The sequence below is a fragment of the Ruegeria sp. H3 genome (assembly GCF_056533095.1).
In genome coordinates this window covers 110,544-125,159 of sequence record NZ_JBQFOD010000002.1, presented here as the reverse complement: position 1 = coordinate 125,159, position 14,616 = coordinate 110,544, and the positions used below count along the sequence as shown (strand labels likewise).

Annotated in this window: 11 protein-coding genes and 2 tRNA genes; 6 read left to right on the top strand and 7 right to left on the bottom strand. The window is 58.4% G+C overall.

Annotated elements, in window-relative coordinates; translation table 11 throughout:
• Positions 1-98: 98 nt before the first annotated feature.
• The gene (gene gyrA, locus ACR0JE_RS03215) at positions 99-2,825 is read right to left on the bottom strand and encodes a DNA gyrase subunit A (protein WP_480862945.1); all 2,727 of its coding nucleotides are present in this window, start codon (positions 2,823-2,825) and stop codon (positions 99-101) included.
• Positions 2,826-3,017: 192 nt separating this feature from the next.
• On the opposite strand from gyrA, the gene ACR0JE_RS03210 reads away from it, so the two are divergent.
• Positions 3,018-3,287 (top strand): usg protein, encoded by a 270-nt coding sequence (locus tag ACR0JE_RS03210; protein ID WP_480542799.1) that lies wholly within the window; start codon positions 3,018-3,020, stop codon positions 3,285-3,287.
• Here the strand turns inward: ACR0JE_RS03210 and ACR0JE_RS03205 are convergent.
• Positions 3,284-4,237 carry a radical SAM protein gene (locus tag ACR0JE_RS03205; RefSeq protein ID WP_480862943.1) on the bottom strand — a complete coding sequence of 318 codons (954 nt, stop codon included), beginning with the start codon at positions 4,235-4,237 and terminating at the stop codon, positions 3,284-3,286. The two genes, ACR0JE_RS03210 and ACR0JE_RS03205, sit on opposite strands and share 4 nt — an antisense overlap.
• Positions 4,238-4,412: 175 nt before the next feature.
• Between ACR0JE_RS03205 and zwf the strand changes: the two genes are divergently transcribed.
• From zwf to ACR0JE_RS03185, 4 genes are all read left to right on the top strand, one after another.
• A complete protein-coding gene (zwf, locus tag ACR0JE_RS03200) occupies positions 4,413-5,867 on the top strand; it encodes a glucose-6-phosphate dehydrogenase (protein WP_480862941.1) in 1,455 nt (484 codons plus the stop codon).
• Entirely contained in the window at positions 5,864-6,535 is a 672-nt protein-coding gene (pgl, locus tag ACR0JE_RS03195; protein ID WP_480862939.1) for a 6-phosphogluconolactonase, read from the top strand. Before zwf ends, pgl begins: the two co-directional genes overlap by 4 nt.
• 5 nt (positions 6,536-6,540) lie before the next feature.
• A complete protein-coding gene (gene pgi / locus ACR0JE_RS03190) occupies positions 6,541-8,148 on the top strand; it encodes a glucose-6-phosphate isomerase (protein ID WP_480826902.1) in 1,608 nt (535 codons plus the stop codon).
• Between the two features lie 177 nt (positions 8,149-8,325).
• The gene (locus ACR0JE_RS03185; protein WP_480862937.1) at positions 8,326-9,945 is read left to right on the top strand and encodes a long-chain-fatty-acid--CoA ligase; all 1,620 of its coding nucleotides are present in this window, start codon (positions 8,326-8,328) and stop codon (positions 9,943-9,945) included.
• A gap of 21 nt (positions 9,946-9,966) precedes the next feature.
• Here the strand turns inward: ACR0JE_RS03185 and ACR0JE_RS03180 are convergent.
• The 3 genes from ACR0JE_RS03180 to ACR0JE_RS03170 all read right to left on the bottom strand — a co-directional run bounded on the left by ACR0JE_RS03180 (position 9,967) and on the right by ACR0JE_RS03170 (position 11,238).
• Positions 9,967-10,041, bottom strand: a tRNA-Asn gene (locus ACR0JE_RS03180).
• 130 nt (positions 10,042-10,171) lie between these two features.
• A tRNA-Asn gene (locus ACR0JE_RS03175) sits at positions 10,172-10,246 on the bottom strand.
• 77 nt (positions 10,247-10,323) lie between these two features.
• Positions 10,324-11,238 (bottom strand): MBL fold metallo-hydrolase, encoded by a 915-nt coding sequence (locus ACR0JE_RS03170; RefSeq protein WP_480826903.1) that lies wholly within the window; start codon positions 11,236-11,238, stop codon positions 10,324-10,326.
• Between the two features lie 44 nt (positions 11,239-11,282).
• Between ACR0JE_RS03170 and ACR0JE_RS03165 the strand changes: the two genes are divergently transcribed.
• On the top strand, positions 11,283-12,602 hold the full coding sequence (locus ACR0JE_RS03165) for an ATP-binding protein (RefSeq protein WP_480862935.1): 1,320 nt from the start codon (positions 11,283-11,285) through the stop codon (positions 12,600-12,602).
• 57 nt (positions 12,603-12,659) lie between these two features.
• Here ACR0JE_RS03165 and ACR0JE_RS03160 read toward each other — a convergent pair whose 3' ends face one another.
• A complete protein-coding gene (locus ACR0JE_RS03160; RefSeq protein WP_480862933.1) occupies positions 12,660-14,072 on the bottom strand; it encodes a 3'-5' exonuclease in 1,413 nt (470 codons plus the stop codon).
• A gap of 2 nt (positions 14,073-14,074) precedes the next feature.
• Positions 14,075-14,593 carry a hypothetical protein gene (locus ACR0JE_RS03155; protein ID WP_480542815.1) on the bottom strand — a complete coding sequence of 173 codons (519 nt, stop codon included), beginning with the start codon at positions 14,591-14,593 and terminating at the stop codon, positions 14,075-14,077.
• Positions 14,594-14,616 lie beyond the last annotated feature (23 nt).

The following is a 14,616-nucleotide window of genomic DNA, read 5'->3' as shown; positions in this document are numbered from 1 at the left end:
AAGTTAACGGGCCGTTTCGATACCAATAACGTGATCCGAAACGACAAAACGCCCGCATTGCGGACGTTTTGTTTCAGTTTTGTTGTGGAATGTGAGGGCTATTCCTCGGCCTCTTCATCCCCCTGATCGGCGATCCAGGCCACGGAAACGACCTCTTCACCCTTGCCAGTGTTGAACACACGCACACCACCTGCGCTGCGGGAGCGGAAGGAAATACCATCAACCGGCACCCGGATTGATTGGCCCTTGGAGGTGGCCAGCATGATCTGATCGTCGATCTCAACAGGGAAGGAGGCGACAAGTTCACCACCTCGCATCGCCTTATCCATCGCGGCGACACCCATGCCGCCACGTCCACGCACCGGGTAGTCGTGGCTGGAGCTCAGCTTACCCGCGCCGCCAGTAGTAATGGTCAGGATCAGGTTTTCAGCGGCCGACATCTCGGCATAACGTTCCTGGGGCAGAACGCTGTCGGCGTTGCCTTCGTCTTCATCGCTTTCGGTCTCATCGGTCACACCGGCCATCAGGCGTCGCATCTTGAGATACGCGGCGCGTTCGTCCGACGTGGCCTCGAAGTGACGGATCACCGACATCGAAACAACCCGGTCGCCATTGGATAGCTTAATGCCGCGCACACCGGTCGATTTACGGCCCTTGAAGACGCGCACATCGGTGGTCTGGAACCGGATCGCACGGCCCGAATTGGTGACCAGCATGACGTCGTCATCTTCGGAACAGATGCGTGCGTTCACCAGTTCGACACCTTCGGGCAGATCCATGGCGATCTTGCCGTTGCGTTTGACATTGGTGAAATCGCTCAGCGCATTGCGGCGCACGTCACCGGCGCTGGTGGCAAAGACGATCTGCAGGTTTTCCCATTCTTCATCGGGTACATCCACTGGCATGATCGCCGCGATGGACACCCCGGTTGGGATTGGCAGGATGTTGACGATCGCCTTGCCCTTGCCGGTCCGGCTGGATTGCGGCAAGCGCCAGGTCTTGAGCTTGTAGACCATGCCATCGGTGGTGAAGAACAGCAGTTGGGTATGGGTGTTTGCCACGAAGAGGTTGGTGACCACATCCTCTTCCTTGGTCTGCATCCCCGACAGGCCCTTGCCGCCGCGTTTCTGCGCGCGGAAATCGGCCAGCGGCGTGCGTTTGATGTAGCCGCCCGAGGTGACGGTCACCACCATGTCTTCGCGCTCGATCAAGTCCTCGTCTTCCATGTCGCCGGACCAGTCGACAATCTCGGTGCGGCGCGGCACGGCGAACTGTTCGCGAACGCTGCGCAGCTCGTCGCCGATGATCGACATGATCCGTTCGCGCGAGGACAGAATATCCAGGTATTCCTTGATCTTGGCAGCTAGTTCTTCCAGCTCGTCCGTGACTTCTTTGACGCCAAGCTGGGTCAGGCGCTGCAGGCGCAACTCGAGGATCGCGCGGGCCTGAACTTCGGTTAGGTTATAGGTGCCATCGTCGTTCATCTTGGACAGCGGATCGTCGATCAGGCGCAGATAGCCTTCGATCTCGGATGCGGGCCAACGGCGGGTCATCAGTTTCTCGCGCGCCTCGGCGGCGTCTGCCGAGGACCGGATGGTGGCGACAACCTCGTCCACATTCGAGACCGCAACGGCCAGACCACACAGGATATGACTGCGTTCGCGCGCCTTGCGCAGATCGTAAGCCGTGCGGCGCGCTACAACATCCTCTCGGAAGTCGATGAACGAGGTCAGGAAGCGTCTCAGGGTCAACTGCTCGGGCCGACCACCATTTAGGGCCAGCATGTTGCAACCGAAAGAGGTTTGCATCGGCGAGAAGCGATAGAGCTGGTTCAGCACCACCTCGGGCGTCGCATCGCGTTTCAGTTCCACCACAACCCGCACACCATTGCGATCGGATTCGTCCTGTACGTGGGCCACACCTTCGATCCGCTTTTCGCGCACGGCCTCGGCGATCTTTTCGATCATCGAGGCTTTGTTCACCTGATAGGGGATCTCATCCACGATAATGGCGTAACGATCCTTACGGATTTCTTCCGTGCGCGTCTTGGCGCGGATGATGACGCTGCCGCGCCCCTCAAGATAGGCTTTGCGCGCACCAGAGCGGCCCAGCATGACGCCACCGGTCGGGAAATCGGGGCCCGGCACGTATTCGATCAGTTGTTCGGATGTCAGATCGGGATCGTCGATCAGCGCCAGTGTGGCGTCGACCACTTCGCCCAGATTGTGCGGTGGAATATTGGTCGCCATACCGACGGCGATACCACCGGCGCCATTGACCAGCATATTGGGGAAACGCGCGGGCAGGACGGTCGGTTCCCGGTCTTTGCCGTCGTAGTTGTCCTGAAAGTCGACCGTCTCTTTTTCGATATCGGCCAGTAGGGATGCGGCGGGCTTGTCCATCCGCACTTCGGTGTAACGCATCGCCGCCGGGTTATCGCCGTCCATCGAGCCAAAGTTACCCTGACCATCCAGCAGCGGAAGCGACATCGAGAAATCCTGCGCCATCCGCACCAGAGCGTCATAGATCGCGCTATCGCCGTGCGGGTGGTATTTACCCATCACGTCGCCCACAGGACGGGCCGACTTGCGGTACGCCTTTTCATGCGTGTTGCCGGTCTCGTGCATCGCATACAGGATGCGCCGATGCACCGGTTTCAACCCGTCGCGCAGATCGGGGATCGCGCGGGAAACGATGACCGACATGGCATAGTCCAGATAGGATGTGCGCATCTCGGATTCGATGGAGACCGTCGGACCGTCATAGACAGGGCGCTCAGGCGGGGTTTCATCCATGTTTTCAGGAGTTTCTGGCGTATCGCTCACGTAGGCTGCCCGTGTCTTGTTCTTGATCTATATCTTGTGGATGTACCTTATCAGACCTAGCATATAAGGTGCAAGCAGCCCGCAATGCCGCAGTAGAAATAGGCCGGTAACATCCGAGTAACATATTGTTATCTAATAATTAGGCAGTTTCGGGGTAGCCTCAAGAGACCTTGCACGAAACCGGAGGTCTGAATGGAGCAAAGCGAAACCGAGCTAATGCTGAAAGGATATGGGCTGACGACGGCAGAGTTTTTCTACCATATGCCTGACTATGTCCATGTGCTGAACACCTTTATCTGGCAGGAATACGACCTGGCCCCCGATCACCCCAAACTGTTTGAATTCATCGACTTCTGGCAGCGCGAGATTGAGGGGCCGCTACACTCGGTCAAGTTTACCCACCGAAAGATGATCGCGCCCGGTGAATGGCGCAACATGGTCGGCGAATTTCGAGTGAACTAGCCTGAACAGCTGGCCCCGCCCAAAACGCAGAACTTTGCGCAGTGAGGGTGGTTCAAATGCACATCCGCCTCGGCCTCGGCCAATGTTTCGCCTAGCTCGAACTCAGGCGAATAGGGCAGCAGGGTGCAGGCCAGAACGGCCGGACGCGCGGCGCCTTTGCGTTTCACCACCATGCGCGCGCTGGCACACATGACCGCGTCGGGGGATTTGTTCAAAATGCCCCAGCAGGCGGTGGTGATTTCAGGAACCTCAACCGTTTCATCCATTTCCGGGAAGAGAACGGTCCGCGTGGGGTCGTTGGCGTCGATATCAAATCCGTGCGCCTCAAAAAATGCAGCATAGCCCGCGCGGCTGTCCGCATCGCTGTCACCCCAGACGGTGCGCCCTGCTACGGCCATGTTAAAGCCGTGATCGCGCAGCCATTCCATCCCCGTCAGGGTCTTGGCAAAGCTGCCTTTGCCGCGTTCTTCATCGTGCAATTCGGGCCGATAATGATCGACCGAAATGCGCAGGGTCAGCTTGTCAGCATAGTCGCGCCGCAGCTCCAGCAGGCCCTCGCGCATCTTACGGCGCATCATCGGCAGCATCGCATTGGTCAGGATCAGCACTTCATAGCCGCGGTCCAGCGCAGCGCGGGTGATCTCGATCATCTCAGGGTTCATAAAGGGCTCACCGCCGGTGAACGCGATCTCTTTGATGGGCCAGTTGCACCGTTCGATCTGATCCAGATAGTCGCGGACCTCGGCTGTGGTGATATAGACCAGAGCGTCATTGGTGGGGCTGCTTTCGATATAGCAGTTCACGCATTCGATATTGCACAGGGTACCGGTATTGAACCACAGGGTCTGCGGGTTTGTCAGAGCAACCGAGGCACGGGTCTGTCCGTCTGCCGTCACCAATTTGTCTTGAAACTTGCCGATATTGGCAAGCTGAGGGGCGTTGTCTTTCATTCCCACATCCGGTTCTTTGAAGTCGTTTGACTGATTTATCTGTTTGTTGTCGCTATGGTAAGGGTCTGTTGGCGTTCTGACAGAGTTTTGATGAATGAGAGTTTTCCTACCAAAAGGTTCGAAAATGATTGCGCTAACATTGGACATGTCGATGGGGGCAGGATAAGGACAAGCCATGGTTTCTCGTGTCATACCTGTTGACCCATTTGATCTGGTCATTTTTGGCGGCACTGGTGATTTGGCGCAGCGCAAGATTTTGCCCGCCTTGTTTCGCCGGTTTTGTGCAGGCCAATGGCCGGAAGATACACAGATCATTGGTGCGGCGCGATCCGACCTGACAGCAGATGCGTTCCGACAGATTGTGGCGGACTCGCTAAGGCGTGGGGCGCCTGGGTGCGCCGAGAATACAGAATCGCTAGATCGCTTCCTTCACCGGATTGATTATGTCGTGCTGGACGCAATGTCGGGGGATGGGTGGTCAGACTTGGCTGCACGGCTGACCAAGGATCGTATTCGGGCGTTCTATTTCTCGGTTGGTCCGCGCCTGTTTGGTCCTTTGGCCGAGCAGATCAGATCGCACGGGATGGTTTCAGACCAGACGCGGATCGTCGTTGAAAAACCTTTTGGTCATGACCTTCATAGCGCACAGGGCCTGAACGCCACACTGGCAGCGCATTTTGACGAAGGGCAGATTTATCGGATCGACCATTATCTGGGCAAAGAAACCGTCCAGAACCTGATGGCCGTGCGCTTTGGCAATATGCTGTTCGAACCGCTGTGGAACAGCCAATATGTCGATCACATCCAGATCACCGTTGCCGAAACGGTCGGCGTGGATGGGCGCGAGGAGTATTACGAACGCGCAGGCGCGATGCGGGATATGGTGCAGAATCACCTGATGCAGTTGCTCTGCCTGATCGCCATGGAACCGCCTGCCAAGTTCGACCCCGATGCGGTGCGCGATGAAAAGCTGAAGGTCATTCGCGCGCTTGATCCGGTCGAACCGCATCACATCGTGCGGGGCCAATTTGCAACGGGCGAGGGAGAGCCGGGCTATCGTAAGGTGGTGAACAATCCCCGTTCGACCACTGAAAGCTATGTGGCTTTGAAAGCGCATGTCAGCAATTGGCGGTGGGCTGGCACCCCGTTTTATCTGCGCACGGGCAAACGGCTGGTCGCGCGATCCTCGGTCATCAATGTGCAGTTCAAGGATGCGCCACATTCGATCTTTGGTGAGGCTGCGGGACGGCACGCAAATGCCTTGTCTATCCGGTTGCAGCCGAACGAAGGCATCACGCTGAAGGTAACGATCAAGGAACCGGGGCCGGGCGGTATGCGCCTGATCGACGTGCCGCTGGATATGAGCTTTGCCGATGCGCTGGGACCTGAAAACCAGGACCCACCCGACGCCTATGAACGCCTGGTGATGGACGTGATCCGGGGCAACCAAACCCTGTTCATGCGCGGAGATGAGGTCGAGGCTGCCTGGGCCTGGACCGATCCGATCATCGCCGGCTGGCAGGCGCGCGGTGACGTGCCCAAACCCTATGACAGCGGCAGCACAGGCCCCGGCGACGCCGAGCTGCTGATGAAACGTGACGGTCGCCGCTGGCAAGGAATAAAGCCATGAACATTCAGGATTATGCCGATCGGGACATGCTGGCCATCGATGTTGCCAATATGCTGGCCGGAGAGCTTGAGGCAGCGTTGTTGCACAATGAAACCATCGCGCTGGCGGTTCCGGGTGGGACGACTCCGGGCCCGGTGTTCGACGTTCTTTGCGCGGCTGATCTGGAATGGGAACGTGTGCGTGTCATGCCCACCGATGAACGCTGCGTTCCTGCCGACAGCGAGCGTTCAAATGAACGCCTGATCCGACAGCGGTTGCTAACCAATCGTGCATCAGGAGCAACATACGTGCCGCTCTATGTCCCGGGAGCTGATCCCGAGGATGCGTTGCCAGAAATTGAATCTCTGATCGCACCGGTTCTGCCACTGTCGGTTCTGGTTTTGGGCATGGGAGAAGACATGCACACGGCATCGCTGTTTCCGGGGATGGAGGGGTTGCAGGCGGCCCTCGACAGTCATGCTCCTACGCTCGCCGTGGCCCGCACACAGGTTCAACCCGAGCCGCGCATTACACTGACGGGGCCGGTTCTGGACGGGGCCTTGTCCAAACACCTGATCATTTTTGGGGCAGCCAAGCGTGACGCATTGGAGCGTGCTATGGCGCTTCCACCGGAAGAGGCGCCAATCGCTGCCGTGCTGAGTGGTATGACGGTACATTGGGCGGAGTGAGTGTGATGGACCTGAACAATCTCAAAGCGCTGGCCGCTGCGCAGACCGACCGCATCGTGGATTTGTTTGCGGCTGACGTGGACAGGGCACAAAACTTCTCGGCCTCTACGGGCGATATGGTCTTTGATTATTCGAAGACCCGGATCGACGCTGATATGCGCGACGGCCTGATCCGTCTGTGCGACGAGGCCAACTTGGCTGATCGGCGTGCTGCCATGTTTGCGGGTGAGAAGATCAACGAAACCGAGGGGCGCGCTGTTCTTCACACGGCGTTGCGCAATCTGGATGGCGATGCTGTGCAGGTCGATGGGCAGGACGTCATGCCTGATGTGCTGGCAACCTTGCAGCGCATGCGTGTCTTTGCCGAAGAAATTCGCGGAGGGGCTATAGCGGGGGTAGGTGGCAGCTTCACGGATGTGGTGAATATCGGTATCGGTGGGTCCGATCTGGGGCCTGTGATGGCGACCTATGCGCTGTCACCCTATCATGACGGGCCGCGGGTCCACTATGTCTCGAATGTCGATGGGGCACATATCGCGGACACGCTGAAGCAGCTTGATCCGACGCGGACCTTGATCATCGTAGCGTCCAAAACCTTTACGACCATCGAGACCATGACCAACGCTCGCACCGCGCGGGCATGGATGAGTGATGGCGGCGGCGACCCTGCAAAACAATTCGCAGCCGTGTCCAGTGCTTTGGACAAGACCCAAGAATTTGGCATCCCGGCGGACCGTGTCTTTGGTTTCGCCGATTGGGTCGGTGGGCGCTATTCGGTCTGGGGGCCGGTGGGTCTGCCGGTGATGATCGCGGTGGGCTCGAACGCGTTTGACGCGTTCTTGCGCGGTGGGCAGGCGATGGACTTGCATTTCCAATCGGCTGATTGGGCCGAGAACATGCCTGTCATGCTGGCCCTTGTCGGCATTTGGCATCGTCAGGTACTGGACTATGCCAGCCGCGCCGTTCTGCCCTATGATCAGCGCCTGCTGCGCCTTCCAGCCTATTTCCAACAACTTGAGATGGAGTCGAACGGGAAATCCGTGGCGATGGATGGCGCGTCTCTGACCTTACCATCGGGCCCGGTTGTCTGGGGCGAACCCGGCACCAATGGTCAGCACGCGTTCTACCAGCTGATCCATCAGGGCACGGATGTCATCCCCTGTGAGTTCATGGTGGGGGCCGAGGGGCACGAACCAGAACTGGCCCATCATCACCGGCTGTTGCTGGCCAATTGCCTGGCCCAGTCCGAGGCGCTAATGCGTGGCCGGTCGCTGGAGGAAGCCCGCGCACGAATGGCCGAAAAGGGTTTTGAGGGGGATGAGCTGGATCGCCAGGCCCGCCATCGCGTGTTTGCGGGCAATCGGCCGTCGACCACCTTGATCTACCCGAAACTGACCCCGTTTGTGCTGGGCCAGATCATCGCGCTCTATGAACATCGTGTCTTTGTCGAAGGCGTCCTTCTGGGTATTAACTCTTTCGATCAATGGGGCGTTGAGCTGGGCAAAGAACTGGCAACCTCACTGGGTCCCATCGTGGGTGGTGAGGTAAGCGCAGAAGGCAAGGATGGCTCGACTGCGGCGCTGGTTGCTTACGCGTTAAAACACCGAGATTAACGCAAAAACCAGTGGCTTGCCCTTAGGGCAGGCTGCATTCTGATATTGTCAGACAATTAAATGCTTGGCAGGGTTCCGTCTGAGGAGAATGGAATTGACCCGTGGGGCATTGCCCCTAGGTGTCGATGACACGGCATTGGCCGCACGGGGCCAAGCCGAGAAATGGGGAGGATGTCCATGCTGGGACAGATGATGACGCAGCCTTTGCTGATCTCGTCGCTTATCGAACACGCCGAACGCTATCACGGCCAGACCGAGATACACTCGGTCGAAACGGATGGAACCGTAACGCAGACCAGTTGGTCTGAGGTGGCCACCAATGCGCGTAAACTGGCCTCGGCGCTGGGCAAGCTGGGGCTAGAGCCGCAGGACCGCATCGGAACGCTGGCTTGGAACAACCGCCGCCATCTTGAAATTTACTATGGAACTTCGGGCGCTGGATATGTGTGTCACACGGTCAATCCGCGCCTGTTTCCCGAACAGCTGACCTATATCATCAACCACGCGCAAGACCGGGTTCTGTTCTTTGATGCCACCTTCATTCCATTGGTTGCTGCGCTAAAGCCATCGTTGACCGAGGTTCGTCATTTTGTCCTGATGGGGCCGCGCAACGACGACGCGCTGGCCAAGATCGAGGGGGTCGCGTTCTATGACGAACTGATCGAAACCGGCGATGCAGGCTATGTTTGGCCCAGCTTTGACGAAAACACTGCGTCCAGTCTTTGCTATACCTCGGGCACCACAGGCAACCCAAAGGGGGTTTTGTATTCGCACAGGTCAACCGTGCTGCATAGCTTTGGGTCGAACACGCGGGACGTGATCGGCTATTCCGCCATGGATGTGGTGATGCCGGTTGTGCCGATGTTCCATGTCAATGCTTGGGGTTCGCCTTATGCCTGCGCGATGTCGGGATCCAGAATGGTCCTGCCTGGGCCGGGCTTGGATGGCGCGTCTCTGGTCAAGCTGATCGACACCTATGGCGTGACATTGGCCATGGGAGTCCCCACGATCTGGCAGGGATTGCTGGCGCAGGCGGCTCAATCCGGTAGCGAATTGACCAGTCTGGAACGCACCGTGATTGGCGGCGCGGCCTGTCCGCCGTCGATGATCGAAACCTTCCGCGACACTTACGGTGTCGATACGGTTCACGCCTGGGGCATGAGCGAGATGAGCCCGCTGGGCACAGCCAATACTCCGATGGCCAAGCACCGCGATCTGCCGATCGACCAACAACATAAGCTGCGCGAAAACCAGGGGCGACCGCCTTACGGGGTCGAGCTGAAAATCGTCGACGATGATGGCAAGGAATTGCCGCATGATGGTGTCACCCAGGGCGATCTTCTGGTTCGTGGCCCTTGGGTGTTGGACAGCTACTTCCTAATGCAGGATCAGACGCTGTTACAGGATGGCTGGTTTGCCACCGGAGATGTGGCGACACTGGACCCAGATGGTTACATGACGATCAGGGACAGGTCCAAGGACATCATAAAATCTGGCGGCGAATGGATCAGCTCGGTCGAGCTGGAAAACATCGCCGTGGCTCATCCCAAGCTCGCCACAGCTGCTGTTGTGGGTGTCCCGCATCCCAAATGGGATGAACGGCCTTTGCTGGTGGCGGTCAAGGCCGACGGGCAGGAGCCCAGTGAAGACGAGCTTTTAGCTTTCTTCGACGGCAAGATCGCCAAGTGGCAAATCCCGGACAAGGTTGTTTTTGTTGAGGCTTTGCCCCTGAATGCCACGGGTAAAGTGCTCAAACGGAACCTGCGTGCCGATTTCGAAACAGCCCTGACCGACTGATCCTGCGGATTTGAGGAAGAATGGCTCCGGCGGTAGGGATCGAACCTACGACCAATTGATTAACAGTCAACTGCTCTACCGCTGAGCTACGCCGGAACGGTTCGCGCCGTATAGCAACCTGATTTCGCGCCGTCCAGAGGGGACAGTCAGTTTTTCGACGAAAAAACGCGGCCCCGAAATGACGACGCCGTAGAGGGCGAATTAGCGGACTTCTCAGGGGGAAGAATGGCTCCGGCGGTAGGGATCGAACCTACGACCAATTGATTAACAGTCAACTGCTCTACCGCTGAGCTACGCCGGAACGGTTCGCGCCGTATAGCAACCTCGATTTTTGTCGTCCAGTGGGGAAGCGCTCGATTTGGGAAAAAACTTTTGCGCCTATGCGTGCCGTTGAAAGACGGCCTCGGTCGATAGCGCTCCCGCGTGCGTTACTTTGGATTTTCCAACCAGATCAACCAGATGGGCAAAGACATTCCGTTCTGCTGCGGACAGCAGCGCTTTGGGCGTTTCGGTGTAGATGCGCTGGGCCAATTGCCGGGCGGTACCGGGCTGATCTTCCAGCGCGGATAGGATTTGCGTCTCACGGCCCAGCCTGTGTTGAATCAGCCATATCAACCGTCCGGCAGGGTCGGTGATAGGTGCGCCGTGGCCGGCATGAAACACCGACCAATCGCGCTCTTGCAGCCTGTAACAAGCGGCCATGAAATCCGTCAAATCACCATCCGGAGGGGAAACCAGTGAGCTGGCCCAACCCATCACATGATCGGCGGTGAAGCAGGTCTGACCCCAGGCCAGCGCGATATGATTGCCCAGATGCCCTGGTGTATGGATCACCTCAAGTTGCCAATCGTCGCCTTCGATCAACTCACCATCCGCGATTTCAACATCCGGGCGAAACTCCAGATCAATCCCTTCACCGCCACCGACCAGACCGTTCTGCGCCAGTTCAGTCATCACGGTACTGCGCCCGGCCTCCGGTCCTCCAAACGCGTGGATCCGCGCGCCCGTTCGGGATGCCAATGGTGCAGCCAGCGGTGAATGATCCAAATGGCTGTGGGTCACGAAGATATGGCTGATCTTTTGACGGGGCTCTAGTGCGCCCAGAATCGCCTGCAGATGTGCCTCGGACGCAGGGCCCGGGTCGATCACTGCGACATCCCGTGTGCCCAGCAGATAGGTATTGGTCCCACGATAGGTCATGGGCGACGGGTTGGGGGCCAGAATGCGCCTTAGTCCGGGTTGCAATTCCATCGCAAGCCCAACGGGTGGGTCGAAATCATCTGGCGCCTGCATTCTGTCCTCTTCCTCTTGCCCGGGCAGCCCGCTAGGTTTAGCGCATGTCTTCGCAATGGCTCAAACCTTATCTGCCACGCAGCCTTTACGCCCGGGCGGCGTTGATTCTGGTTTTGCCGGTGATCGTCCTGCTGTTGGTCGTTGGAAATGCGTTTCTACAACGGCATCTCGAAGATGTAACAGCGCAAATGGTCCGCACCGCAGCGCGTGAGGTCAATCTGGTGACCAGCGCGATGGAGGGCGTTGAGACCCAGCAACAGGCGCTGGCTGCTGTGCGCCCCGATCTGGCCGCGCTGGAGATGAGCGTTCGGTTCCTGGATATCAACGAAGCGCCGGATATCGGCACCGGGCGCTGGTATGATTTCATCGCCCCGCAGATTGAGGCGGATTTGCATGCACTGCTGCCTGATCTTGAGGCCGTGGCTTTACCCAATGGGCCGGACGCGCGGCTCTACATGGACACGCCATTGGGCACATTGGAACTTGTGTTCGACCGCAGGCGTCTTGCGCCCACGGCACCGCATCAGTTGATCGTGACAATGGTGTTTTTCGCCATCGTCATGACTTCGATATCGTTTCTTTATATGCGCAATCAGCTGCGTCCGATCACGCGGCTGTCCAAAGCCGCCGAGGCCTTTGGGCGGGGGCGGGTGGTCGACTACACGCCCGGCGGAGCGATTGAGGTGCGCGCAGCAGGCAATGCCTTTCTGGACATGCGCGCCCGGATCGAACGGCAGATCGAACAACGAACGATGATGCTGTCCGGTGTCAGTCACGACCTGCGAACGCCTTTGACCCGGCTTAAGCTGGGCCTGTCAATGCTGCCAGAGGATGAGGCGGCTCCCATGCAGCAGGACGTGACAGAGATGCAATCTCTGTTGGATGCCTTTCTGGATTTCTCGCGCGGCGCAGCCGAAGGCGCGCCGGAAGAGGCCGACGTCGAAATCCTGGTGCATCAGATCGTTGAAGATGCCAAACGGGCGGGCCACGCGGCCGCATTGGTCGAGGTGGACGGGCAGGGCAGCGTCATGCTGCGACCGATGGCCATAAGGCGAGCGGTTGAGAACCTGATCAGCAACGCGGTGCGGTATGGAAGCCGCGCCGACGTGAGCCTGTCGATCACCCCAAAATCTTTGCGTATCCGGGTTGAAGATGACGGGCCGGGCATTCCGCCGGATCGGCGTACCGAGGCGGTAAAGCCGTTCTCTCGCCTTGATCCGGCCCGAAACCAGAATCAAGGCAGCGGCGTCGGGCTGGGTTTGGCAATTGTCGCGGATGTGGCGCGGGCGCATGGTGGGGTTCTGCGGCTCGCCAAAAGCGAGCGATTGGGCGGCTTGTGCGCCGATATCATAATCGGACGGTAGGGCGTGCTAAAGAGGTACACCCGCCAAAGAACCGAGTGTTAGAGCGCTGCCTCGAACTCAGTTCAAATCTTCCAGCAACCGCCCATGTTTGCGGGTCTCTGCTATGACCGCGCCGAAGGTGGTCATACCGCGGGCCTCGAGCATCGGCAGCATCTTGACCAGCGCATCCGCCGTCGCCACCGCATCCCCCAGTGCCGTATGGCGCAGAGCTTCGGGGATGGTGATGTCCAGCCTCTCACACAGGGCGTCCAGCGTGTGCGTCTCGCTGGCGCCAAACAGAACTGCGGACATCAGCACGGTATCCAGAATCGGGTGGTTCCATTCCACCTCCATTCGTTTCGCATGACGGCGCAGGAAAGCCATGTCAAACGGCGCGTTATGGGCGACGATCACTGCATCCTGAGCGAATTGATGGAACACCCGCCCCGCCTGACCAATATCTGGCGCGCCCTGAACCATGTGGTCGCTGACCTTGTGCACCTTGGTCGAAGCCGCAGGGATGGGAATGCCTGGATCGACCAGCATATCCAGTTGCTCGCCCGCAACGATACGGCCCTTGATGACGCGCACCGCGCCGATTTGAACGATCTCATCCTTGTGGGGCAGCAGGCCGGTTGTTTCCGTATCGAACACCACAAAACACAGATCAGACAGGTTTCGGGTTTCAAACGCTTCCTCTGCCGCGCTTGTCAGCAGGTCGAAATCATAGACCAGTGGGCGTGCAGACTCCGGGGTAATGCGGGCCGCGCTATCGTCGAAGATCAGCATATATCCGGGCGCGTCCCCCAAGGGTTTCATCCGCGCCTGATAACTTTGCTTGTCGTCGGCACTGTGCAAGGTGCAATCCACATCCAGCCCGGTTTTCATCAGGCGTTTATACGCGGCCTCCAACGAGTCTGGCTTGAGATACTCAAACAGAGAAGCATTCAGGCGCGGATGCGCAATCTGGGCCAGAACTTCAGCCGCCTGCGCATCGTAAAGAACGATCTTGTGCGTCGGACTTGCCAGCAACATGGCCACCGGAATTTCGGTGAGCAAAGCGGTCAGGCGTTCTTTTTCCGTGGCCAAAGCAGCGGTTTCGGTCGCCACAGCCTCGGCTATATTCAACGTCTTATCCGACAATTGATCGGCAAGCCCCGCGGCTGCGGGGGCCAGATCGCCAAGGTAGCGCGCGGCCTGCATATCCATGTCCGTGCTAACGCCGGCATGGGCACGGGCGCGAAGCTGTGCCGAAATGCGCTCGATCGGTTTTGCGATATTGTCGTCAAACAGCAGCCAAATCCCTGCGACCAGCGCCAGCAGGCCAAACCCGATCAGAAGTCCAGAGAAAATGAATGCATCCAGAAGCTCTGGCTGGCCTGCGCGGGTATAGCTGAGCCCCAAAGCCAAAGCCGTCACCAAGAGCCCGCCCAAGGCGAGCAAACAGAAGAACAGGAAAATCCTAAGTCGAAGGCTGAGGCGGGTCAGCATGATTACACTCCGCAGGTGGCCTCAATGATTGGATCACTGCTACCGGCTGTGAACCAATCGGCATTTACCAGTTGTCCGTCAGCCCCAAATTCGGCCCCATCGGCCAGATTGGCGCGTCGGTTCTGGGCGCAGTCCACCGCAATAGGAACCATCGAACGCGGAGCCCAGCGGCCAAAGAAATAGAGGTCGATCAGACGCTGATCCGGCACCTGATCATTGGTCCGCAGCGAGACGGTGTCGATGGCGGCAAAGCGATCGACAAAGGGCACCGCATAGGTCCAGGGGCGATAGATTGCACGGCTTTCAACCTCTTGTATCACGGTCAGACTGTCAGGCAGCGTGTCGCGGGTGCGGTCGTACCAAGAATACTCGCTGGCTATGGTCATTCCGATCATCCCCAAACCTGCGGCAACAGGAGTGGCCCAACGAGGAAGTAAACCACCGGTGACTTTGTTCAGCACCATCACAACCCCGGCAAAGGCGAAGCCTGCGAATATTGTGCCGATCAACTCCAGAAACATCTGTTTCCTCCACTTTCAAGGCG

Coding starts and splice junctions, on each gene's coding strand:
- ACR0JE_RS03210 (WP_480542799.1), top strand. CDS start 3,018: ATGGAGCAAAGCGAAACCGAGCTAATGCTGAAAGGATATGGGCTGACG.
- ACR0JE_RS03205 (WP_480862943.1), bottom strand. CDS start 4,237: ATGAAAGACAACGCCCCTCAGCTTGCCAATATCGGCAAGTTTCAAGAC.
- zwf (WP_480862941.1), top strand. CDS start 4,413: ATGGTTTCTCGTGTCATACCTGTTGACCCATTTGATCTGGTCATTTTT.
- pgl (WP_480862939.1), top strand. CDS start 5,864: ATGAACATTCAGGATTATGCCGATCGGGACATGCTGGCCATCGATGTT.
- pgi (WP_480826902.1), top strand. CDS start 6,541: ATGGACCTGAACAATCTCAAAGCGCTGGCCGCTGCGCAGACCGACCGC.
- ACR0JE_RS03185 (WP_480862937.1), top strand. CDS start 8,326: ATGCTGGGACAGATGATGACGCAGCCTTTGCTGATCTCGTCGCTTATC.
- ACR0JE_RS03170 (WP_480826903.1), bottom strand. CDS start 11,238: ATGCAGGCGCCAGATGATTTCGACCCACCCGTTGGGCTTGCGATGGAA.
- ACR0JE_RS03165 (WP_480862935.1), top strand. CDS start 11,283: ATGTCTTCGCAATGGCTCAAACCTTATCTGCCACGCAGCCTTTACGCC.
- ACR0JE_RS03160 (WP_480862933.1), bottom strand. CDS start 14,072: ATGCTGACCCGCCTCAGCCTTCGACTTAGGATTTTCCTGTTCTTCTGT.
- ACR0JE_RS03155 (WP_480542815.1), bottom strand. CDS start 14,593: ATGTTTCTGGAGTTGATCGGCACAATATTCGCAGGCTTCGCCTTTGCC.